This is a genomic window from Rhodococcus sp. KBS0724 (assembly GCF_005938745.2).
Lineage (GTDB): Bacteria > Actinomycetota > Actinomycetes > Mycobacteriales > Mycobacteriaceae > Rhodococcus_F.
In genome coordinates this window covers 2,504,366-2,529,417 of record NZ_VCBX02000001.1, presented here as the reverse complement: position 1 = coordinate 2,529,417, position 25,052 = coordinate 2,504,366, and the positions used below count along the sequence as shown (strand labels likewise).

The following is a 25,052-nucleotide window of genomic DNA, read 5'->3' as shown; positions in this document are numbered from 1 at the left end:
GCGAATGCCACCGACCAGCTCTGACAGAATCATCGCTCGTGAAGAAATGGCTACTACTGATTGCCGCAATAGTGACCGAGGTCTCCGCCACACTCTCCTTGCGCGCCGCTCTCGATCACCCGGCCTGGTACGTGGTAGTCGTCGTGGGATACCTAGTGGCCTTCACCGCACTGTCCTTCGTGCTCCGCGAAGGCATGGGACTTGGTGTTGCCTACGGAATCTGGGGAGCGACCGGAGTTGTCCTGACGGCAATACTCGCAACGATTCTCTTCGGCGATCCCCTGACCGCGACGATGGGACTGGGCATTGCCTTGGTCATCGGTGGAGTTTTGTGTGTCGAACTCGGCTCGCAAGCGGCAGCCGCCAGCGAATCAGGTGACCCCGCGTGACGTGGATATTTCTGATCTCGGCGATCCTCTCCGAAGTCTCCGCCACCCTGGCGCTGCGTATGGCATCACAAAATGGAAGCAACAAGAAGTGGTTCGTCCTAGTGGGCGCGGGCTATTTGGCCTCTTTCGCGTTCCTGACACTCGCGCTCGACGCCGGCCTTGCTCTCGGAGTGGCGTACGGAATCTGGACGGCCTGCGGGGTGGCGTTAACTGCCCTCGCGTCTCGAATCCTGTTTCGCGAGGCCCTGACGAAGCTCATGATGCTGGGTATTGCGCTGATTGCCGGCGGTGTTGTCCTCATCGAACTCGGCGCCGGTCACTAGTTCACCCGAAGCCAGGTAGCGATTCAGGATCGGACCGATGACCGCCAGACCTGGAGGGCCCGTCATCTGCTCATGCGTCGTGGGGATCATGTACTCGTGAATGTCGCCCCTGATGTAGTCCGTCCAGTCCGCGGCACCCGTCGAGTTTTCGGGTTTTCCGTTTCGATCGGCTTCGCCGGATTCCAGCGTGGTGCTGAAGTAGAGAAGATCCGACACATCGAGATTTGACGGATGGTGCGCCACAGCATCATCGACAAGATTGTTGTACTGCCGATACAAAGTCTCGAGATGGTCTGCCGTCAGCATCGCGAAGAATCCGCCCTTGCGGCGCAACAACTCCGCAACCTGATCGAACGTGGGTTCCTCCGTGGGCTCGTCGGATAGATCCACCTCGGCGAACTCGGTGACGAGTCGTGAGACGGACGGCATCGGGGCGTCGGTCGCGGACATCAGACGACTGTCCATCATCGCGAGCGTTGCAACGTCGTCACCGTCACGACGAAGCTGGGCCGCCATTGCATGTGCAATCTGGCCGCCCACCGAGTATCCGAGCAGATGGTACGGCCCGTGTGGCTGTACGGATCGAATCTCTCGAACGTAGCGGGCCGCAAGATCGTCGAGCGAATCGAAATGTACGGATGAATCTGTCAGGGCGGGCGATTGGATTCCGTAGATCGGGCGGTCACTGTCCACGTACTGCACCAAGCCGCTGAAACACCACGCCAGCCCGATCGCTGGGTGGACACAGAACAGTGGATCACGATTTCCTTTGGCCCGCAGTGGAAGCAGAACCCCCACCGCGTCGTTCGTCTCCGCTGGGCACGTCGAAATTCTGTGCGCCAAAGTCGCGGGTGTCGAGTCGGTGAAAATCCAGTGAACCGGCACGTCGGCCTCGATCGATTCATGCAATCTCGCGGCCACTGTGGTGGCAGTCAACGAATCACCCCCGAGCGCAAAGAAATTGTCGTCGGCACCCACTCGCGATACACCGAGTGCACCTTCAAACGCCGCGGCGACGGCGGATTCCGCCCCCTCCCGAGGGGGCCGATATTCTGCGCGCTGGGCATCGAAGTCGGGGGTGGGTAGGGCGCCGCGGTCCAGCTTTCCATTCGGCGTCACCGGCAACCCATCAACCACCACCACCACAGCCGGCACCATCTGCGACGGCAACCGCCCAGCCACCGAATCAACCACCGCCGAAACATCCACACTCACACCCGACTCCGCAACCACAAACCCCACCAACCGATCCCCCCGCACCACAACAGCAGCCCGAGCCACCCCCACACACCCCGACAACGCCGACTCCACCTCCCCCAACTCCACCCGAACCCCACGCACCTTCACCTGCAAATCCCCACGACCCACAAACTCCAACGACAAACTTTCATCCGCAAGCCGCCGCCACCGAACAACATCCCCCGTCCGATACATCCGAGAACCCGAACCACCAAACGGATCAGCCACAAACCGCGACGCCGTCAACCCCACCCGATTCACATACCCCCACGCCAAACCCCCACCCGAGAGATACAACTCCCCCACCACACCCACCGGAACCGGACGCAACCAACCATCCAACACAACCTCCCCCACACCCCGAATCGGACCACCCAACAACACCGGCTCCCCCACCACCAACGCAGCACTCGCATTCGACTGCACACTCGCCTCCGCCGGACCATACGTATTCACCACCACCCGACCACCAACAGCCCACCGCGCCACCAACTCCCGCGAACACACCTCACCCCCCACCACCACAGTCGAGAGATCCTCGAGACCGGACGGATCCACCGTCCCCAGCACCGTCGGCGTCAACGCAACATGAGAAACCCTCTCCCCCACCAACAACCCCCGCAACTCATCCCCACCAAACACCCCCGCCGGAGCAACCACCAACCGACCACCACAACCCAACCCCCACAACAACTCCAACACCGCAGCATCAAAACCCGGCGACGCCGCATGCAACACCACAGAATTGGAATCTAGCCCGAACCGAACACACTGATCCGCAACCAAATCCGCCAACCCCCGATGCGAGACCACCACACCCTTCGGCACCCCCGTCGACCCCGACGTATACACCACATACGCCGCCCCACCCGGATACACCACAGACACCCGATCCACATCCGACACCGGCCCACCATCAAACCCCGCCAACACCCCCTCAAAACCAGGACCATCCAACACCACCCACTGCACCGAACCCGGCAACACCCCCACACACTCCGCCGCCGTCACACCCACCACCGCACCACAATCCGCAACCATGAACTCCACCCGCGCCGCCGGATACCCCGGATCCACCCCCACAAACGCCGCCCCCGACTTCACCACCGCACACCACGCCACCACCGACAACACCGACCGCGACAACGCCACCACAACACACGAACCCGGACCAACACCCCGACCAATCAACAACCGCGCCAACCGATTCGACCAAACATCCAACTCCCCATACGACACACTCCGACCACCACAGACAACAGCGATCGCCGACCGATCTACTGCCCCCACAGCCAACAACTCCGGCAACACCAACACCCGCCCACCCGAAGCCCCCGACACCGGAACCAACTCACCACACTCCGCAGGCGAGAGTAAATTCAGTGCGCCGATTGGCAGATCCGGTTCTGTGACTGCTGCGTCGATGACGCGGAGGACGCATTGCATCATCTCGTCTATCACACTGTGGTCGAAGAGATCTGGGAGATACTTGATTGTCAGGCGCACCACCGAGTCGACGTGAGCGACCAGTCCGATCGGATAGTGTGCGGCATCAACACCACCGACATCAACCACCCGCATACCCGCAATATCCGTCTCCGCAGTCAACCCACCACGATCCACCGGATACGACTCGAACACCGTCATCGTGTCGAACACAGCACCAGCACCCGCAACCCGCTGAATATCCGCCAAACCCACATACTGATGATCAAGAAGACCAGCCTGCTCACCCTGAATCCGAGAAAGAAGCGAACCAAGAGTCTCCCCCCGATCCAACCGAACCCGCACCGGCACCGTATTGACAAACAAACCGATCATCGACTCCACCCCCGCAACCTGCGGAGGACGACCAGCCACCGTCGAACCGAACGTCACATCATCACGAGACGTCCACCCACCCAACACAATCGACCACGCCATCTCGATCACCGAATTCACAGTGACCCCCATACCCCGAACACACGACAACAACGCCACCGTCTGATCCTCGGTCAACTCACCGAACACATCCCGCGACCCGCTGTACCGACGAGCAGGATCAACCGGCGCAACCAACGTCGGCTCGTCGACACCGTCAAATGCTTTCGCCCACACGTCAAGTGATTCTGTTTTGTTCTGCCCGGCGACCCAGGCCAGAAAGTCCCGATAAGGACGGACCCGGGGTAGTGTCGCGCCGTCGGTGGCATAGAGCACCAGCAATTCCTTCAGAAGTAGCGGCGTCGACCAACCATCGAGCAGCAGATGATGATTGGTCATCACCAGGCGATAGCTTCCCGGGCCGGTGCTGACCAGCATCCACCGCAACAACGGGGCCCGAGTCGGATCGAACCGGGTGGCACGATCCTCCGCCATCAGATGATCCCAAGCACGAACACGCGCGGCGGTGTCCAATCCCGAAAGGTCGATCTCCGACCACGGTGCTTCGACGCCATCCTGCACCACTTGAACCGGCTGAGATCCGGTGTCGGACAGAAAGGCGGTCCGCAGATTCGGATTGCGATCGAGCACCGATTGGCAAGCACCGCGCAATCGCTCCGGATCAACCTCACCCCGCAATTCGACAACCAACTGCACCAAGTAGGCGTCCACCGACCCTGCCGACGCCAGCGCATGGAACAGCAAACCTCCCTGCAGCGGGGACAACGGCCACACATCACTCAACGCGGGGTACCGGTCCTCGAGCATCTCGATCTCATCTTGGCCGAGACCGACCAAGTCCAGATCCGACGGCGTTCGTCCTCCGACGCCCGGTTGCCCGGCGTCTGCGGCCAGCGCCGCAAGCGTTTCCGACCACATTCTCGCGGCCGCCTGAACGTCGCTCTTCGCCAGTATGCCTGTGGGGAACGACCAGATTGCGCGCAGTCTCGGCCTGCCGTCGTCACTTTCGACGGTGAGTGCGTTGATGTCGAGAACGGCTGGTAGCGGCATATCCGGATTCTGTGCACCGCCCAGCTCGATGTCTCCGTTGATCGGAATCCAGGCTGCACCGGACTCGTTTGACACTTCACCTGCACGAACCCTGCCGAGATAGTTGAAGCCGATCTGCGGTGTTTGGAACTCCCCCAACACCAATCCGGTGTCCTCGTTGAGATACCGCAGCAATCCGTAGCCGATCCCGTGGTCCGGTATCGCCCGGAGTTGTTCCTTGACAGATTTGACCACGGCACCCAAGGCCGGACCACCAGCGGCGGCGTCGCTCAGAGATATATCCGAAAGATCCAACCGCAGTGGGAAGCTCGTGGAGAACCAGCCGACGGTACGATTCAGATCCGAACCTGGAACCACACCTTCTTCACGTCCATGACCCTCGAGACCGATGAGAATATCTGCGAGGGAAGGGTTATCTTCGCGCCGCCACGTCGTGACCGCAACCGCCAGTGCCGCCAGTAGTGCGTCGACGACACCACCGTGGAATGCTTCGGGAACTGTGGTGAGCAGTGCCTCAGTTGTCTCCGGGGAGACTTCAATCTCAACAGTGTCGGCAGTGGTAGTCACGTCGACGGAAGGGTCGATGGGCCGGGATCCGATCACGGGGTCCTCGCCCACAACCATCGCTTGCCACAGCTCGAGTTCGGCTGCCCGCTCCGGTCGACGAGCCTCCTGCGCAAGCCCGTAGGACCAGCGGCGCATCGATGTTCCGACCGGCTCCAGTTCCGGCGATCTACCTGCCGCGATCTGCCACCACGCGGTTGCCAGGTCGGGTATCAGCACCCGCCACGACACCCCGTCGATCACCGAATGATGTGCCACCACCAACGCGCAACCCTGCTCGCCGGCATTCGGGGGATCAAACCACACCACCTGCACCACGGCGCCCGTGCTGGGATCAAGCCGATCCGCTGCGGCGTCCAACTCGCACGCAGCCACCTCACGGAAATCGGCGACGCCTGGCCCGGCCGATACCTTCCGAATCACCTTCTCTGCTTGAATTGATCCGACGGGCAGGACTTTCCAGACCCACGATCCGTGTGCACCTGGGCGCAACTGAGCCCGCAGCATGTCGTGATGATCGAGCACCGCCTGCACCGTGCTCGCCAAACCCTGCTCGTCGATTCCCGCCGGCAAATTCAGCAGCACCGCCTGCGAGAATCGATGGAACCCTGTACCACCCCGACCGACGAGCCACTGCATTATCGGCGTCAACGGAACGTCACCGACCCCGCCGCCGGTCAATTCCTCCAACCTGGCTACGTCGGCCTCACCCGAAAGAACTGCTACCTCCGCCAGTCCGGCAATCGTCTTACGTTCGAACACATCCCGCGGGGAGATGACCACTCCCTGAGCCTTTGCCCGTGCTGCGAGCTGAATCGACATGATGCTGTCGCCGCCGAGCGCAAAAAACGAATCCTCCACGCCCACTGATCCGAGCCCGAGTACTTCCTCGAACAACCCGGCCAATACCGATTCCACCTCGGTGACAGGAGCCCGGAAATCAGTCCGAACGCCGGCAAAATCCGGTGTGGGTAGGGCGTCGCGGTCCAGCTTTCCATTCGGCGTCACCGGCAACCCATCAACCACCACCACCACAGCCGGCACCATCTGCGACGGCAACCGCCCAGCCACCGAATCAACCACCACCGAAACATCCACACTCACACCCGACTCCGCAACCACAAACCCCACCAACCGATCCCCCCGCACCACAACAGCAGCCCGAGCCACCCCCACACACCCCGACAACGCCGACTCCACCTCCCCCAACTCCACCCGAACCCCACGCACCTTCACCTGCAAATCCCCACGACCCACAAACTCCAACGACAAACTTTCATCCGCAAGCCGCCGCCACCGAACAACATCCCCCGTCCGATACATCCGAGAACCCGAACCACCAAACGGATCAGCCACAAACCGCGACGCCGTCAACCCCACCCGATTCACATACCCCCACGCCAAACCCCCACCCGAGAGATACAACTCCCCCACCACACCCACCGGAACCGGACGCAACCAACCATCCAACACAACCTCCCCCACACCCCGAATCGGACCACCCAACAACACCGGCTCCCCCACCACCAACGCAGCACTCGCATTCGACTGCACACTCGCCTCCGCCGGACCATACGTATTCACCACCACCCGACCACCAACAGCCCACCGCGCCACCAACTCCCGCGAACACACCTCACCCCCCACCACCACAGTCGAGAGATCCTCGAGACCGGACGGATCCACCGTCCCCAGCACCGTCGGCGTCAACGCAACATGAGAAACCCTCTCCCCCACCAACAACCCCCGCAACTCATCCCCACCAAACACCCCCGCCGGAGCAACCACCAACCGACCACCACAACCCAACCCCCACAACAACTCCAACACCGCAGCATCAAAACCCGGCGACGCCGCATGCAACACCACAGAATTGGAATCTAGCCCGAACCGAACACACTGATCCGCAACCAAATCCGCCAACCCCCGATGCGAGACCACCACACCCTTCGGCACCCCCGTCGACCCCGACGTATACACCACATACGCCGCCCCACCCGGATACACCACAGACACCCGATCCACATCCGACACCGGCCCACCATCAAACCCCGCCAACACCCCCTCAAAACCAGGACCATCCAACACCACCCACTGCACCGAACCCGGCAACACCCCCACACACTCCGCCGCCGTCACACCCACCACCGCACCACAATCCGCAACCATGAACTCCACCCGCGCCGCCGGATACCCCGGATCCACCCCCACAAACGCCGCCCCCGACTTCACCACCGCACACCACGCCACCACCGACAACACCGACCGCGACAACGCCACCACAACACACGAACCCGGACCAACACCCCGACCAATCAACAACCGCGCCAACCGATTCGACCAAACATCCAACTCCCCATACGACAACCGCCAACCACCAGACACCACAGCAACCGCATCCGGGTCCCGCGCAGCCGACAGTAATTCCGGCAGCACATGTTCTTTCGCGGACATCTCACCCTGAACCGGGACCAGTTCCCGGTGTTCCTCCGGCGAAAGCACGTCCAGCGCCGCAAGTGGCAGATCAGGATTTGAAACAAGGGCGTTGACGACGCGCAAAACTCGCTGCAGAACACTGCCGATTGTGCCGTAGTCGAAAAGCTCCGGCAGATACTTGATTCTGATATGCAGTCGGCTGTCCAGGTGCGCAACAACGCCGATCGGATAGTGTGCGGCATCAACACCACCGACATCAACCACCCGCATACCCGCAATATCCGTCTCCGCAGTCAACCCACCACGATCCACCGGATACGACTCGAACACCGTCATCGTGTCGAACACAGCACCAGCACCCGCAACCCGCTGAATATCCGCCAAACCCACATACTGATGATCAAGAAGACCAGCCTGCTCACCCTGAATCCGAGAAAGAAGCGAACCAAGAGTCTCCCCCCGATCCAACCGAACCCGCACCGGCACCGTATTGACAAACAAACCGATCATCGACTCCACCCCCGCAACCTGCGGAGGACGACCAGCCACCGTCGAACCGAACGTCACATCATCACGAGACGTCCACCCACCCAACACAATCGACCACGCCATCTCGATCACCGAATTCACAGTGACCCCCATACCCCGAACACACGACAACAACGCCACCGTCTGATCCTCGGTCAACTCACCGAACACATCCCGCGACCCGCTGTACCGACGAGCAGGATCACCCGACGCAACCAACGTCGGCTCGTCGACACCGTCAAATGCCTTCGCCCACACGTCAAGTGATTCTGTTGTGTTCTGCCGGTTGATCCACGCCAGGTAGTCGCGGTACGGGTACGCCCTCGGCAAGGCGTCTTCACCTGCCGCGTAGGCCACTAGCAGTTCGCGCAACAAGAGAGGGGTCGACCAACCATCGAGCAGCAGATGATGATTGGTCATCACCAAGCGGTAGCTCTCCGTGCCCGTAGTGATGAGCAACCAGCGCAGCAGTGGGGCACGCACGGGATCAAAACGGTGCGCTCTGTCAGCAGCCATCACCCGATCCAATTCACGCTGACGTGCTTCCTCGTCAAGTTCCGACAGGTCCATTTCAGACCACACGACTGTCAGGTCTTCCTGGACAACCTGCACCGGCCCGAATTCGAGGTCGGAGTCGAATGCGGTCCGCAGATTCGGATAGCGGTCAAGCAGCACTTGTCCTGCCTGACGCAGGCGATCCGAATCAACGTCACCGCGCAATTCAACGGCCAACTGGACGACGTACGCGTCCACCGACTCCTCGGACAGCAGCGTATGGAACAGCAAACCTTCCTGCAGCGGGGACAGCGGCCACACATCACTCAACGCGGGGTACCGATCCTCGAGCATCTCGATCTCACCTTGGCCGAGACCGACCAAGTCCAGATCCGACGGCGTTCGCCCGCCGAGAGGCTGCTGGGTCAGGGCAGTCAACACCTCGGTCCACAGCCGCGCCAGCTCACTCACCTCGTCGGTGGTCAACACTCCGACAGGGAAAGTCCACGTCGCGTGTAATCGTGGCTTACGCGAGCCACCGAGAGTCATGGCGTTGATCTCCAGCACGTTCGCGACTGGCATGTCGGGATCCTGCGCACCGCCACGCCGGGGGTCGGCGAGCGTGTCACCATCATCGAGCGGCGCCCATCCGATCGGCTGAGATCCGCCCGGGGATATTGCCTCGACGCGCCCCAGATAATTGAATCCGATCTGCGGTGTCGGCAAATCCTGCAGCTCAAAAGCGGTGTCCTCGTTCAGATACCGCAACAACCCGAAGCCGATTCCGTGATCGGGTACGGTCCGGATCTGTTCCTTGACGGCTTTGACGGCGGCCGCCAAGGCCGGGCCGCCCGCGCACGCATCGTCGATATCGACGGACGCAAGATCCAGCCGCAGTGGAAAGCTCGTGGTGAACCAGCCGACGGTACGACTCAGATCCGAGCCAGGGACCGCGTTCTCCTCTCGCCCATGACCTTCCAGCGCAATGAGTGTTGTGGCAATCGGAGCATCGGTCGATATCGGCCGGCGATCTCGCCGCCATTGCGTGACCGCAACCGCCAACGAAGCCAGCAACCCGTCGCTGACCCCACCGTGAAATGCTTCGGGAACTGTGGTCAGCAGCGCTTCTGTCACGTCGGTGGGCAATTCGACGGAAACATGATCTGTCGAGCCGTTCACATCGACCGAAGGGTCGAGGGGCCGCGACCCGATCACCGGATCGTCCCCGACGCTCATAGCTCGCCACAGCTCGAGTTCGGCTGCGCGCTCGGGCCGACGAGCCTCGTCTACCAGTCCATGAGCCCACCGCCGCATCGACGTTCCGACCGCGGGCAACTCTGGTTCCATTCCAGCCGCGATCTGCCACCACGCGGTTGCCAGGTCGGGTATCAGCACCCGCCACGACACCCCGTCGATCACCGAATGATGTGCCACCACCAACGCGCAACCCTGCTCGCCGGCATTCGGGGGATCAAACCACACCACCTGCACCACAGCGCCCGTGCTGGGATCAAGCCGATCAGCCGCAGCATCCAACTCCGCAGCGGCGTGGTCACTGAACTGGGAACTTCCCAGGTTCCCCTGCATCGGCACCCGGCAGATGAGGCTGTCCGCTCGAATCACACCTTCCGGCAACACTTCCCACGTCCAACCGCCATCGGCTTGTGGCCGTAGCCGAGCCCGCAGCATGTCGTGATGATCGAGCACCGCCTGCACGGTGCCCTCCAGGCCCGGTTCGTCGATTCCGGCCGGAAGGTTGAGCATCACGGCTTGTGAGAAGCGAGTGAATCCCGTGCCCCGTTCGAGGAGCCATCGCATTGTCGGCGTCAACGGAACCTCACCGACCCCGCCCCCAGGCAGTTCGTCCAATCCGACTGCCTCCGTTCCATCACCGAAGACGGCAACCTCCGCCAACCCAGCCACCGTTTTATGCTCGAACACATCCCGCGCCGAGAAAACGATTCCAGAGGCCTTCGCCCGAGAGACCAACTGAATCGCGACGATACTGTCGCCGCCGAGAGAAAAGAACGAATCTCCCGCGCCTACCGATTCGAGTCCCAGCACTTCCTCGAACAACCCTGCCAGCGCAGATTCCATCTCGGTTGCCGGAGCGATGAATGTGCTCAGTCGGTCATCAAAACTTGGGGTGGGTAGGGCGTCGCGGTCCAGCTTTCCATTCGGCGTCACCGGCAACCCATCAACCACCACCACCACAGCCGGCACCATCTGCGACGGCAACCGCCCAGCCACCGAATCAACCACCACCGAAACATCCACACTCACACCCGACTCCGCAACCACAAACCCCACCAACCGATCCCCCCGCACCACAACAGCAGCCCGAGCCACCCCCACACACCCCGACAACGCCGACTCCACCTCCCCCAACTCCACCCGAACCCCACGCACCTTCACCTGCAAATCCCCACGACCCACAAACTCCAACGACAAACTTTCATCCGCAAGCCGCCGCCACCGAACAACATCCCCCGTCCGATACATCCGAGAACCCGAACCACCAAACGGATCAGCCACAAACCGCGACGCCGTCAACCCCACCCGATTCACATACCCCCACGCCAAACCCCCACCCGAGAGATACAACTCCCCCACCACACCCACCGGAACCGGACGCAACCAACCATCCAACACAACCTCCCCCACACCCCGAATCGGACCACCCAACAACACCGGCTCCCCCACCACCAACGCAGCACTCGCATTCGACTGCACACTCGCCTCCGCCGGACCATACGTATTCACCACCACCCGACCACCAACAGCCCACCGCGCCACCAACTCCCGCGAACACACCTCACCCCCCACCACCACAGTCGAGAGATCCTCGAGACCGGACGGATCCACCGTCCCCAGCACCGTCGGCGTCAACGCAACATGAGAAACCCTCTCCCCCACCAACAACCCCCGCAACTCATCCCCACCAAACACCCCCGCCGGAGCAACCACCAACCGACCACCACAACCCAACCCCCACAACAACTCCAACACCGCAGCATCAAAACCCGGCGACGCCGCATGCAACACCACAGAATTGGAATCTAGCCCGAACCGAACACACTGATCCGCAACCAAATCCGCCAACCCCCGATGCGAGACCACCACACCCTTCGGCACCCCCGTCGACCCCGACGTATACACCACATACGCCGCCCCACCCGGATACACCACAGACACCCGATCCACATCCGACACCGGCCCACCATCAAACCCCGCCAACACCCCCTCAAAACCAGGACCATCCAACACCACCCACTGCACCGAACCCGGCAACACCCCCACACACTCCGCCGCCGTCACACCCACCACCGCACCACAATCCGCAACCATGAACTCCACCCGCGCCGCCGGATACCCCGGATCCACCCCCACAAACGCCGCCCCCGACTTCACCACCGCACACCACGCCACCACCGACAACACCGACCGCGACAACGCCACCACAACACACGAACCCGGACCAACACCCCGACCAATCAACAACCGCGCCAACCGATTCGACCAAACATCCAACTCCCCATACGACACACTCCGACCACCACAGACAACAGCGATCGCCGACCGATCTACTGCCCCCACAGCCAACAACTCCGGCAACACCAACACCCGCCCACCCGAAGCCCCCGACACCGGAACCAACTCACCACACTCCGCAGGCGAGAGGAGTTCGATATCTCCGACGCGGGTTGACGGCGCAGCCACGATCTCCTCCAGTACGCGGACGAATCGTTCGGCGAAACTCTGCACCGTAGCCGAATCGAGGATGTCGACGGCAAAGCCGAAGGACGCAGATATTCCGGCCGGCGAACCATCGGCGGTATCGAATTGCTCGGCGAGACTCAGGTGCAGGTCGTACCGGGCTACCTCGATGTCGATGTCGAGAAGTTCAACGGTCAACTCCGGCAGCACCAATTCCGGCAATGCGGCATTCCTGAACTCGAGCATTACCTGGAACAACGGTGAGTGTGCCGTCGAGCGGGCCGGATCGATCGTCTCGACCACTTGCTCGAACGGGGTCTGTGCGTGAGCGAAAGCTCCCAGATCACCCTCCCGAACCGTCCGAAGCACATCCTCGAAAGGTGACCTGGGTGTTACTGCCGTCCGCAGCACCACGGTGTTGACGAACATGCCGACCATATTGTCGAGTGCAGCCTCACCACGCCCGGCCACCGGTGTGCCCACCGCGATGTCGTCAGTCCCGCTCAACCGGCTGAGCAGGACGGTGAGCGCTGCATGCATGGTCATGAACATCGTCGAATCATGTTTGCGCGCAATATGTTGCAGCGCGCGATGCAAGCCGGCGTCGATCTCGAACTGCACCGCGCTTCCCCGCATCCGACGCCAGGTCGGGCGGGCTCGATCCGTCGGCAACGGCAGGACAGTCGGTAACCCCGACAGCGCCTGGTGCCAGTACGTGAGCTCCTCGCCGGCAAGCGAACCCGGATCGGATTCGACGCCGAGCAGGCGACGCTGCCACAGCGTGTAATCGGCATACGTCGCGGGAAGCGGCGCCCAATCCGGAATACGCCAGTTCACGCGCGCGGTGTATGCCGTCATCACATCGCGGGCCAGCGGTGGCATCGACGAACCGTCCGCGGCGATATGGTGCACGACAATAACCAGAACGTGCTGCTCTGGGCCGACCTTGAACAACGCAATCCGCACGGGGACTTCGCCTGTGACATCAAACCCGGACGACGCGAGCCGCTCGATGTGCCCGGACAGCTCGCTCTCACTCGCCACCTCGAGCGGATTCAAATCCGGCAATACCTGAGCTGTTGGAACAACCACTTGGAGCGGACCGTCCGGCGATCCGGGGTACACCGTGCGAAGGGTGTCGTGACGCTCGACGACATCTGTCAACGCGGCTCGGAAAGCGTCGATATCGAGTTCACCGGCCAGCCGGAGCGCGATAGGAATGTTGTACGCGGGCGACGACGTGTCCAACTGATTGACGAGCCACATGCGATGCTGGGCGAGGGACACCGGAACTCTCTCGGGTCGCACACCTGCCACCAAAGCAGGCCCCACGGATGTCCTTCCGTCGGTCCGCTCGATCCACTCGGCCAGCGCAGCCACGGTGGGTGCGTCGAACAGGTCCCGGACGCCAATTCCCTCATTCAGTGCTGAATTGATCCGGGCCACTGCTTTGGTCGCGCTCAGGGAATTGCCACCGAGGTTGAAGAAGTGCGCGTCGGCGCCGAGGCGATCGACGTCCAGCACCTCGCCGAAAATACCGGCGATGGTCTCCTCGATCGGAGTTCGCGGCTGCCGGAAGGCGGTGCTCGATGCCCCCACATCTGGTTCGGGCAGCGCGCCGCGATCGAGCTTCCCTACCGGGGTCAGCGGAATAGTGTCGAGCACGGTGATTGTTGCCGGCACCATGTAGTCGGGTAGCAATCCCTGCACGTGGGTTCGCAATTCGGCTGGGTCGACTTCGTGGTCGTCAGCCGGAAGCACGTACGACGCCAGTGTCGTGTTTCCGTGGGTTTCGACGCGTCCGAGGGTGATCGCAAAAGCGACGGTCGGATGATCGGCCATTACCGCATCGATCTCGCCGAGTTCGATCCGGAAACCACGAACCTTGACTTGAAAATCGTTGCGGCCCAAGTACTCGAGTGTCAGGCTGCCCTGCCGATCATGGCGCCAGCGCACCGTGTCCCCGGTGCGATACATACGGCGCCCCGGCAATCCGAACGGATCCGCCACAAACCTCGACGCTGTTGTTCCCATCTGGTTCCGATAGCCACGCGCCAAGCTGACGCCGGCCAGATACAACTCTCCGACCACTCCGACCGGTACCGGCCGCAACCGATCGTCGAGTACTACTTCTTCGACGCCGCGGATCGGACCTCCGAGAGTCAGTAACTCGCTGCCCGGCTCGATCACCCTGATATTTGCCATGACCGTCGCCTCTGTCGGGCCGTAGGCGTCGAACATCAACCGACCAGGCGACCACCGCCCCGCCAACTCCGGCGAACACGCTTCTCCTGCAACAACAAGGCATTGAAGCGATGCGCGCCCTGCGGGGTCCAGCGATGCCAGGGCGGATGGCGTGAGGATGGCATGTGTGACTTGCTCGCGATCGAGTAGCGCTGTGAGTTCGCCACCTCCGTACATCGTTGGCGGGGCGATCACCAATCGTCCGCCCGCACCGAACGCCCACACGAATTCGAACACCGACGCGTCAAAACTCGGAGATGCACAGTGCAATACACGCGCCTGTGGCCCAGTCGAAAGTTGTGTGCATAGTTCCGTCGTAAGGTCGAACACCCCTCGGTGCGGCACCACCACACCTTTCGGAATCCCGGTCGACCCGGACGTGTAAATCACGTAGGCCGGATGATCGATGTGAAGTACTGCCGTCCGTTCCCGGTCGGTCACCGGTGTCTCGGGGGAACCCGCGATCTCGGCAGCAGTGACCCGGTCGTCGAGCACCAGCCACGGAACCGTCTGCGGCAGTTGTCCGGTACAGCCGGCGTTGGTCAGACCGAGCAACGCCTCGGAATCGATGAGCATGTGTTCGAGTCGAGCCGACGGGTATCGGGGATCGACCGGCACAAAGGCCGCGCCGCTCTTCGCGACTGCCCAGACCGCCACCACCGAGTCGACGGACCGCGGCAGTCCGATGGCCACCACCGACTCTGGACCTACCGCGCGGCCGATCAGATAGTGAGCCAGTCGATTCGATCGGCGATCCAGCTCGTCGTACGTCAGTGTGCAATCACCGTCCACCACCGCAACCGCAGTCGGATCGGTCGCGGCAGCCTCTGCAAAGAGCCGCGGCAAGGTACGTGGGGTCAGTGCTACGACGCCCCGCACCGGTGTCAGCTGCTCATGCTCCGACGGCAGCAGCAAATCGATCTCGTCGATCCGAACCTCGGGATTCGCGACGCCACACTCGAGCACGCCCACCAGACGTTTGAGGAGAGCATCGATCGTTTCCGGGTTGTACAAGTCGGTGGCAAAATCTAGATCCAGCACAATGCCCGAAGGTCGACCGGAATCGGTAAACCTTTCGGCTACTGTCATATTCAGGTCGCAGTTCCGCGAAGAATGACAGGCGTCGGGCGCGGTGACAGCCACATCCGGCGTCGTGGTCGGTTCACTGCCACGGACGCCAAGCATGACATGGAACAGCGTCGATCCAAGTGCCTCCTCGACACGTTCCACCGGCACCTGAGCATGAGCGAATGCATCACCCTCACATCGGCTTACCTGTTCCACGAGGTTCGCAAACGAAGTATCCGGATCCACCTGGGTCCGCAAGACAACCGCGTCGACGACTGAATCGGCTGACTCGTTCGGCCGGAGAACCGGCACTCCCACCGCGACATCGTCGGCTGCGGCCAGGCGAGCAAGCAATACCGCCACACCCGCATGCATCACTGCAAACACAGTCGAACCGTGCTCGTGGGCGGTGAGATCAAGGTGGCGATGTAACTGGGCATCCAGTTCGACCTGGCGCAAGCCCAACAGCGGGGACCGCTCCGTCGATCGTCGCCGATCCGTCGGCAAGTCCAGCCGCTCTGGCAGACCTGCCAGGGTGTGTCGCCAATAGTCAAGGTCTTGCTCAGCTTCCAGCCGCCGTTTACCTATCGACGCGCTGGCCGGGTGGATCGTGGAGATCGGTGTCTGTGTCCCGGCCGCGGCAAATTCCTCGATAACTCCGACGCAGCCTTGATGATGGCAGTGCAACTCACCTTCCGTATAGCGACCCGGATTTCCCCGAAATTCGACGAATGTCTGTGCCGGCATTCCACTTTGATAGATGTTCACCAGCAGGTCGTCGATCGGACCTGAAGTCAGCACATGGAACTCGCCGCGCACCTTTCCGAAGTTGATCTCCTGACGAAAAAGCATCACGTTGACAATCGGCCCGGCGGCCATGGAACGCTGCGCACCGGCATTCAAGCCACGGGCGATTTCTTCGAGATTGCCACGCTGATGCCGCAGTGCGCCGGTCAGCTCGAGACGGACACGATCGACAAGCTCGCCAACGGTGTCGTCGGGGCGGATATCGATCCGCAGTGGAACGATGTTGACAAGCATTCCGCCTGATCGACGGAGCACCGCAGTTGTCCTGCCGGAGACGGGGATCTTCACGCAGACATCCAAGTGCCCCGTCATCCGGGAGAGGTAGCAGGCAAACCCGGCAATGATGGTGGCGGCCGACGTTCCGCTCGCATGCTTTTCCGAATCCATCAGACGCGCAACGGTATTCTCGTCCAACGCCGACGCCACCAGCGTGTCGGCGGCGACCGGAATCGCGTACCGCTCAGCTAAAGACGTACCTTCCGCCATTCCCTCGAGTCGCTCGGTCCAATAGATGCGATCGGACTCGAAACGTGTCGAGGCGCGGTAGGCGCAGTCGAGTTCGTACAAGGTACGCAGGTCGGCCGTCGGGTTGGGTGCCGGTTCACGTCCCTCCAACGCGGCTGAATAGATCACGGCCATGCGGTTGACCATCGTCACCGCGGCGTAGGCGTCGAGCGCGACGTGGTGAGCCCGGCCGTACCAGAGGTAGTGCGCATCGCCGATTTGCAGCAGCGACGACGCGATCAATCGCTCGCGCATGGGATCCGTCGGCGTTGTGTATTCGTCGCGCATCCAGGAGTGTGCCGCCGCGACAGGATCGCGCTCACCACGAAAGTCGACAAATCCCAGTTCGCTGTCCTGACTGGGATCAAGAATTTGACGCGGCTCACCGTCGACCTCGATCAGTCGGAGGAATGCCCACTGAACCTCTCGCCCCGCGGCCACTGCCACCGAACGGAACAGCGTGAGATCGATTTCTCCGTGAAACTCGACGTACTCGGCGATGCAGTGTGGCAATTCCGGGGTGAGTTGCTGCGCAAGCCACACACCGTATTGAGCCGACGACAGAGGGAAAGGGTTGGAGGGTGAATCGGCCGAAGTAAGTGCCTGGTCCTCGTTCGATTCGCGAACGCGAATATCGCTACTGGGTCGAATTTCATCCATCAGTTATCTCCACAATCTGTGCGTTGCACGCTTCGGCAAGATCCCACGGACTCAGCTCGACTTCGATGCCGACGTTTCCGCCGCCGACCACGACAGTGGGATAGGCCATCAGAGATGTGTCGATGACCACCACAACATCGCGCGGCAATCCGAGTGGTGAAACTCCGAGACGCTGATATCCACATTTCTTCGAGACGCTCGCCTCAACCGCCACTTCCAGCCGTCCCAACCCCAGATGACGGGAAATCGAAGCCATGTCGATCCGGCGATCGATCGGGCACACCGCAAGGACGAAACGAGTACCGGACTGTTGCTGCAGCAGGACCGATTTCGTGATCCGGCCCAACGAAATCCCGAGTGTCCTCGACACATCATTCGGCGATAGAACAGGCAGCTCGAAGGACGAGTGGTCATGGATGACGATCGGGAGTCGGAATTCTTCGAGCGCCGCAGCAACTTGTTCGTGCAATTCATTCACGGTGCACTCCTACCGATCGTTCGCATTCCAGCGCGCCGTGGTTACGACTCCATTTTCGCGACGATGTAGTCGCGCGCCGGTGGCGGAACAGTCGGCGCAAAACGCTTCAGGTACGCGGCCATCCATTCGGAACGTTCTGTCAAGAACGGGTAGTCCGTACTGACCATGTGCCGCACAGCCAGCATGGGTAGCGGAGCATCGAGCGGCTTGAAGTCGTCATTCCACAACCCTGGCCTGGTACATCCTGGATAAAACTGGCCCAACATCAGACCTTTGTTGATGAAAGTCGACTTTCCGTACGACTGAACCGCATCGATAATGGAGAAATCGGTCAGATCCGGAAATATCGCCAGAATCGCTTTGAATATTGCGTCTTTCCCGTCACTCGGACTCAATTCTGGAAATACGTCCGCCATGTCCTGCGCGATCTTCGACATCAAGGCAAAATCGATGTCGTCACCTTCGACAATTCCTGCCCAGAAAAGGCGTCGTTCCAGCGATGGCCCGGTAAACGGGCACACGGGACCTGCTCGCCCCAAATCCTGATGCGGTTCAGTCAGGTACTGACGTGCCCAGTTCCGAAGAATTCCCATAGTCCGATTCGGATTATCGAGTTCTTCCTCGTCCAGGATATTGAGGAATTCTATGTGTGATCTGGTACCTACAATCCGTTGATACGCCATTCGATTCGTCATTGTCGCAATCCTTATCACTGACGAGGCTCCGCTTGTCGATAGCGAAACTGTGCCTCCTGAGGAAGAACGTCGCGATGACGGGAGGCCTATCTTCCGACCACGATCATCACGCCTGCCGGTAGTGCGCTGACGGCACGGATGTTCCTTGCAATGTGGTCATGTCGCCTCCCGAAATTACTTCTGACTCCCAGAATCGTCGGCACACGTACCGATGTCGTCACCGCTGGCGCCCATCTGCGCTACCGACTGTCCCCACCGCGGTTCTTCCCGCTACCTTCAATGCCACCACCGAGCCGCCCAGGTCGGGTCGCCCGCCGCGCATATCCCTGCAGTCCGCAACTCGGTAGGCTCGAAGTTGATCGGCCCGGCGACGTTTGGGTGAACACCGAAGTCATGGACCGGGAGTCTCGGAGCCGACGATGACTGATTTCAATTTCGTTGCACCACATCGAGATATAGACAAGACCAGCAACGGCACCATCCGAGTGGTGCTGGCCGAGGACGACGTCTTACTTCGCGAGGGTCTCGCAAGCCTGCTCACCCGCTCGGGCGTCGACGTTGTCGGTCAGGCCGGCGACGCTGACCAATTGCTGGATTCGGTCCGGGAAACGTCTCCTGATCTCGTGGTGGTCGACATCCGTATGCCACCGACTCATACGACCGAAGGACTCGACGCTGCCAAAGTGATCCGCGACGAACTCCCGGAAACCGGCATTCTGGTCCTGTCAGCGCACGCCGACGTCGAGCAGGCCATGGAATTGCTCGCAAGCGGTCAAGGGATCGGCTATCTGCTCAAGAGCCGCATCACCGACGTGGACGATTTTGTCGAAACCCTCCAGCGAGTCGCCAAGGGCGCAGCAGTAATCGATCCGGCACTGGTTCGAGAGTTGGTGACGGCTCGCCGACGCAACGACCCACTCGCTGCTCTCAGCACGCGCGAACGGGAAGTGCTGGCTTTGATGGCAGAGGGTCGTTCGAACGTAGGTATCGCACATCGACTGTGCGTCACTGCAGGCACCGTCGAAAAACACGTTCGAAGTATTCTCACCAAACTGGAACTCACCGAGACCGGTGAGAACCACCGCAGGGTACTGGCCGTTGTCACGTATCTCGAGGCTCGCTGATCACCCGGTCGGCCAACGCTCGTTAGCCTGGTCACAGGCCGCCGCCGTAGACTGAAACAGGAAACCGACGCCTCGCCAGCGCTGGGTTCGATGGTTGCCTCAGCCGCAACCCGGCGAGATCGATGTGAGTCCTGCCCATGATGTGGAAACGATCACCGTCTCGGTTGGCGCAGCTTACTGCTCCCAGCCTCGCGCTCGGAATCGCCTTTGCCGCAACGTTTGTCGCAACGGAGTTGCTGTTGGGCCTGGTGCTGGCGCGGATCAGCCCCGGCGAGGCGGTCGGATTGTTCCACCTGATCGCCGTCCTGGCGGTCGCGCTCGTGTGGGGATGGGCCGCAGCAGTGGTCTTCCGTCGACGTGCCGACACGTCAGGCACACCGGGTCGAGTGCCTGACCTCGAGGCGGAACTAGCCCACATCACGCTGAGATCCACTGATGTCACCTCGGCAATGGGCGCAGCCGCTGAACGAGTAGCGCAGGCACTCGGGCTACCGTTTGTGGCGTTCGAACTCGATATGGTTCCGTCCGATCGACACCGCTCGGCCATACCGCTTCGCGGCGGTGCCACACTGCTGGTTCCCTCCGACCTGCCCCGCCGGTCGATCCAACGCATCCGGGAAAAGGTCGTGCCGTCACTGGAGGAGTTGTTGCACGCAACCCGCGCTCGGGAGGCGGTCGATCGCTCCGTGGCAATCAGTCGCGGAGACTTCGAGATGTTCTTCGATCTCTCGTCCGACCTGCTCTGCATCGGCGGCCTCGACGGTTTCTACAAACGAGTGAACCCGGCATTCGAGAAGGCACTGGGATATACGTCGCGGGAAATGCTGGAGCACCCCTTCCTGGATTTTGTCCATCCCGCCGACAGACCACGAACTGTCGAGGTTCTCGACGATCTGACCCGCGGAATTCCGGTTGCGCAATTCGAGATCCGACTCGTCTGCAAAGACGGCTCCGCGCGATGGATCGAATGGAACACGGTGCCTGCACGCGATTCGCTCTACGCGGCCGGCCGCGATGTAACCGAGCGCCGCGACGCCCGCCGGACAATCGAGGCCAGCCATGCGGAATTGAGCACACTTGCCGAGCAACAGGCCGCGCTACGACGTGTTGCGACCCTGATTGCGCACGGCGCCACAACAACAGACGTATGCGCTTGCGTAGCAGCAGAATTAGCCCGTACCCTCGGCAGCCGATCGACCGGTCTGTATCACTTCACTCCCGACGGTACGTCCACGTTGGTCACCAGCCACACCGAACCCGTCGACGGCAAGAGTATTTCGGCACGAGTCTTCGGCACCGGCCACGCCGCCCGGATCGACAAAGCACAGAACTCGGAGGTCGGCGTGCCGATTGTCGTCGACGGCAACCTGTGGGGCTCGGCGGTAGTCGGGTCTACCGGCCCCGATCCCCTACCACCCGACACCGAAGCGCGCGTCGGCGACTTCACCGATCTTCTGGCAACCGCAATCGCCAACGCACAAGCCCACACCCAGCTCACCGCGTCGCGCGCCCGGATCGTCGCTGCCGCCGACGACGCACGGCACAGACTCGAACGCGATCTGCACGACGGCGCGCAACAGCGCCTCGTCTCCCTGGGTCTCGCGCTCCGCTCCGCCGAGGCGTCGGCGGACTCCGAACCGGCGGCGCTCAAGGAACAAATCTCCGACATCGTGGCCGGACTCAACGACGTCTCCGCCGATCTCCGAGAAATCTCACGCGGAATCCATCCCGCAATCCGCTCGAAGGGAGGTCTCGGCCCGGCATTGAAGGCACTTGCCCGGCGCTCCGCCATTCCCGTCGACCTGGACCTGCACCTCGGGCCGCGCGTGCCCGAATCAACGGAAGTAGCGGCGTACTACGTCGCGGCAGAAGCCCTGACAAATGCGGCCAAACACGCTCGCGCATCGGAGGTGCACCTGCAGGCCAGAACCGCCGGCACACACCTCGAACTCTCGGTCCGAGATGACGGGACCGGAGGAGCCGACCCAGCCAAAGGGTCCGGCCTGACAGGAATACGAGATCGCGTCGAAGCTCTCGGCGGCCAATTGGAGATCATTTCCCGAGCTGGAAGCGGCACCGCACTTCGTGCCGAACTGCCGATCGATTCCCCGTGAGTCCCTATTCCCGCAGTTCTCTATTCCCGCAGTTCTCTATTCCCGCAGTTCTCTATTCCCGCAGTGTCGTCAAGAAAGCGATGCGGTCGCCGCGGTAGAGAGAGCGCACTCGCTCGATCGGAACACCGTCGGGATCGACCGACGTGCGATGGAGCAGGAGCATCGGCATGGCGGTCGTGGATTCGACGAGCGTCGCCTCACGCGGCGATGCCAGGACAGTTTCGATGCGCTCCGTGGCCGAGGCAAAGACAACACCGATGGACCGAATGGCGGCGTACAACGACGTCGTTGCGTCGAAAGTGTCGAGCATCGCGCCAAATCTGCCATCCGGCAGGAAAGTGGATTCCAATCCGATCTTCTCGCCGTCCGCAAAGAGAACTCGCTCGAGATGCACTACCGCGTCGCCGAGTTCGATTCCCAGCTCGGTAGCAAGACCGTCGTCGGCGGAGATTCGTTCGAAGGTCACCACTTCACGACCAGGCACCCGGCCCGCACTGAGCGCACCCTCGGTGTAGGAGCGAATCGACAACGGCTGCACCAGTTTCGGGCTGGAAACGACGGTTCCTCGGCCGCGCCGTTCGATGCGACCTTCTACCAGCAGATCCCGGAGCGCTTGGCGCACCGTTTCGCGAGCAACCGTGAATCGCGCAGCCAGATCCCGCTCGGACGGTACCGCGTCACCTTCGGCGAGACCCTTGAGGATCGTCTCGATCTCGGTACGAACTCGGTAGTACTTGAGTTCCGGCTGCGCGACCCTGGTCGATGCCGCCGGCCCCGTGGGCGTCTGATGATTCACACGGTGAGAATACAAGAAATTGGTCTATACCAACTGTTAACCTGGCGTTCGTTTCGATTATCCCTATTGGTCTAGACCAAAGGTGATGATCTCTTCATGCAAATTTTGATTGTCGGTGGCGGGATACTCGGAACGACGCACGCCGACGAGGCCATCCGCCGCGGACACGACGTCATCCATCTCGAACGTGAACCAGAAGCCCGTGGTGCAACGGTACGGAACTTCGGATTGGTCTGGGTATCCGGGCGCGCACCTCACGAACTCGACGCCGCGCTCCGCTCGCGAGAACTATGGGCTGATCTGGCGGTTCGCGTCCCCGGAATCGGATACCGCGCGGCCGGCTCCATCACATTGATGCGCACGGACGAGGAAGTAGCGGTAGCCGAAGAAGCCTGTGCCCGCGACGACGCCGACCTCCGCGGCTTCTCGCTTCTCGACGCCGACGCAGTTCGCGCGATCAACCCCGCACTCCAGGGAAAATTCCACGGCGGCTTGCACTGCACCCTCGACGCTGCTGTTGAATCCCGTCAAGCGCTCCCGGCAATCCGCGGCTATCTCGGCGCCACGGGACGGTACACCTTTCACGCCGGCACCGAAGCCCGCGAGATCACCACCACCGCATCCGGTGTTCACGTTCGCGACGATCAGGGACGCAGCTATGACTGCGACCTGGTAATCGTCTGCCCCGGAGCCACATTGGGCGGGCTGGCCCGCGACCTGGCCGGAGACCTTCCCCTGCGCCGAGTACGTCTGCAGATGATGCAAACTGCGCCGCTCGGCGAAAAGCTCACTACCGCAATCGCCGACGGTGACAGCTTCCGTTACTACCCCGGCTTCGCTGGTCCCGCGCTGGACACTCTCCACAAAGTCCAGCCGCAGGAGCCGACTGCCGAAGAACACCGCATGCAACTGCTCTGCGTCCAACGCTTGCACGGCGGACTCACGATCGGTGACACCCACGAATACGAAGAGCCCTTCAACTTCGACGTCGACGAAGCGCCGTACCAGCACCTGTCCAGCGTCGTGGAAACCCTTCTCGGACGTGATCTTCCACCGATCGTCAAGCGTTGGGCCGGCGTATACAGCCAATGCCTCGATCCGACGCAACTGGTTCATCGCGCGCAAGCCGCCGACAACGTGTGGGTGGTCGCCGGTCCCGGCGGGCGCGGTATGACGCTTGGCCCCGCCTTGGCCGAACAGACTGCTGACCAGCTCGGTCTCTGAAACCTCCTGAAAAGAAAGATTTCTCATGTCTCCCATTACGCTCGCTGTTCTGGACATGGCCGGAACCACCGTGGCCGACGACGGACTTGTGCTGCGCGCTTTTGCCGCCGCCGCCCAAGCCGGTGGTCTCCCCGTCGACGGCCCCGAGGCGGACGCGGCTCGTCAGTACGTTCTCGACACGATGGGCCAGTCGAAGATCGTGGTGTTCCGCGCGATCTTCGGCGACGAGGACCGCGCACAGGCAGCCAACGCCGCCTTCGAAACCACCTACGACGCTCTGATCGACCAGGGGTTCGCCGAGCCGATCCCCGGCGCCGACAAGGCAATCACGCTCTTGCAGGAGGCCGGAATCAAGGTCGCCCTGACAACGGGGTTCAGCCGCTCGACCCAGGACAAGCTCCTGGCCGCACTCGGCTGGGAGAACCTCGCAGATCTGACCCTCTCCCCCGCCGAAGCCGGGCGGGGACGTCCGTACCCCGACCTGATTCTCACAGCGCTGCTGCGACTTTCGGTCGACGACGTCCACCAGATCGCCGTACTCGGCGACACGTCCAACGACGTGCTCAGCGGCATCCGCTCCGGCGCGTCCATCGTTGCCGGAACGCTGACGGGTGCACACGACGAGCAGCAACTTCGTGGAGCCGGAGCCACCCACATCGTCCCGTCCGTGACGGAGTTCGCCCACCTGCTCACCCGCTCCTGACCGCTCACTTCAT

Annotated in this window: 10 protein-coding genes; 6 read left to right on the top strand and 4 right to left on the bottom strand. The window is 61.8% G+C overall.

The genetic code is table 11. From position 1 onward, the window contains the following. Positions 1 to 38 precede the first annotated feature (38 nt). Positions 39 to 389 (top strand): multidrug efflux SMR transporter, encoded by a 351-nt coding sequence (locus FFI94_RS11615; RefSeq protein WP_138873066.1) that lies wholly within the window; start codon positions 39 to 41, stop codon positions 387 to 389. Continuing rightward, positions 386 to 712 (top strand): multidrug efflux SMR transporter, encoded by a 327-nt coding sequence (locus FFI94_RS11610; RefSeq protein WP_138873065.1) that lies wholly within the window; start codon positions 386 to 388, stop codon positions 710 to 712. The genes FFI94_RS11615 and FFI94_RS11610 overlap by 4 nt, the downstream gene beginning before the upstream one ends. Here FFI94_RS11610 and FFI94_RS11605 read toward each other — a convergent pair. The 3 genes from FFI94_RS11605 to FFI94_RS11595 are packed head-to-tail and all read right to left on the bottom strand — an operon-like array spanning position 596 to position 19,078. Further along, entirely contained in the window at positions 596 to 17,905 is a 17,310-nt protein-coding gene (locus FFI94_RS11605; protein ID WP_144298286.1) for a non-ribosomal peptide synthetase, read from the bottom strand. The two genes, FFI94_RS11610 and FFI94_RS11605, sit on opposite strands and share 117 nt — an antisense overlap. Beyond that, positions 17,898 to 18,383, bottom strand: coding sequence for an aminoacyl-tRNA deacylase (locus tag FFI94_RS11600; RefSeq protein WP_138873063.1), 486 nt, complete (start codon positions 18,381 to 18,383; stop codon positions 17,898 to 17,900). Before FFI94_RS11600 ends, FFI94_RS11605 begins: the two co-directional genes overlap by 8 nt. Before the next feature lie 41 nt (positions 18,384 to 18,424). After that, entirely contained in the window at positions 18,425 to 19,078 is a 654-nt protein-coding gene (locus tag FFI94_RS11595) for a DUF6875 domain-containing protein (protein ID WP_144298285.1), read from the bottom strand. Between the two features lie 419 nt (positions 19,079 to 19,497). Between FFI94_RS11595 and FFI94_RS11590 the strand changes: the two genes are divergently transcribed. Both FFI94_RS11590 and FFI94_RS34020 read left to right on the top strand, forming a co-directional pair. Continuing rightward, positions 19,498 to 20,202, top strand: a complete 705-nt coding sequence (locus FFI94_RS11590; RefSeq protein ID WP_138873061.1) for a response regulator transcription factor — start codon at positions 19,498 to 19,500, stop codon at positions 20,200 to 20,202. A gap of 137 nt (positions 20,203 to 20,339) precedes the next feature. After that, the gene (locus FFI94_RS34020) at positions 20,340 to 22,316 is read left to right on the top strand and encodes a PAS domain-containing protein (protein ID WP_138873060.1); all 1,977 of its coding nucleotides are present in this window, start codon (positions 20,340 to 20,342) and stop codon (positions 22,314 to 22,316) included. 52 nt (positions 22,317 to 22,368) lie between these two features. On the opposite strand, the gene FFI94_RS11580 is transcribed toward FFI94_RS34020, so the two are convergent. Then, the gene (locus FFI94_RS11580) at positions 22,369 to 23,112 is read right to left on the bottom strand and encodes a GntR family transcriptional regulator (RefSeq protein ID WP_138873059.1); all 744 of its coding nucleotides are present in this window, start codon (positions 23,110 to 23,112) and stop codon (positions 22,369 to 22,371) included. Between the two features lie 96 nt (positions 23,113 to 23,208). Between FFI94_RS11580 and FFI94_RS11575 the strand changes: the two genes are divergently transcribed. Then, positions 23,209 to 24,336 carry a TIGR03364 family FAD-dependent oxidoreductase gene (locus FFI94_RS11575; protein ID WP_138873058.1) on the top strand — a complete coding sequence of 376 codons (1,128 nt, stop codon included), beginning with the start codon at positions 23,209 to 23,211 and terminating at the stop codon, positions 24,334 to 24,336. A 25-nt stretch (positions 24,337 to 24,361) separates the two neighbouring features. Further along, positions 24,362 to 25,039: a phosphonatase-like hydrolase gene (locus FFI94_RS11570; RefSeq protein WP_138873057.1), complete on the top strand. Its 678-nt coding sequence runs from the start codon at positions 24,362 to 24,364 to the stop codon at positions 25,037 to 25,039. Positions 25,040 to 25,052 lie beyond the last annotated feature (13 nt).

What these genes read in the sequence shown, in the direction of transcription:
- FFI94_RS11590 (WP_138873061.1), top strand. Translation starts at nt 19,498, where the DNA reads ATGACTGATTTCAATTTCGTTGCACCACATCGAGATATAGACAAGACC.
- FFI94_RS11595 (WP_144298285.1), bottom strand. Translation starts at nt 19,078, where the DNA reads ATGACGAATCGAATGGCGTATCAACGGATTGTAGGTACCAGATCACAC.
- FFI94_RS11575 (WP_138873058.1), top strand. Translation starts at nt 23,209, where the DNA reads ATGCAAATTTTGATTGTCGGTGGCGGGATACTCGGAACGACGCACGCC.
- FFI94_RS11605 (WP_144298286.1), bottom strand. Translation starts at nt 17,905, where the DNA reads ATGGATGAAATTCGACCCAGTAGCGATATTCGCGTTCGCGAATCGAAC.
- FFI94_RS11570 (WP_138873057.1), top strand. Translation starts at nt 24,362, where the DNA reads ATGTCTCCCATTACGCTCGCTGTTCTGGACATGGCCGGAACCACCGTG.
- FFI94_RS34020 (WP_138873060.1), top strand. Translation starts at nt 20,340, where the DNA reads ATGATGTGGAAACGATCACCGTCTCGGTTGGCGCAGCTTACTGCTCCC.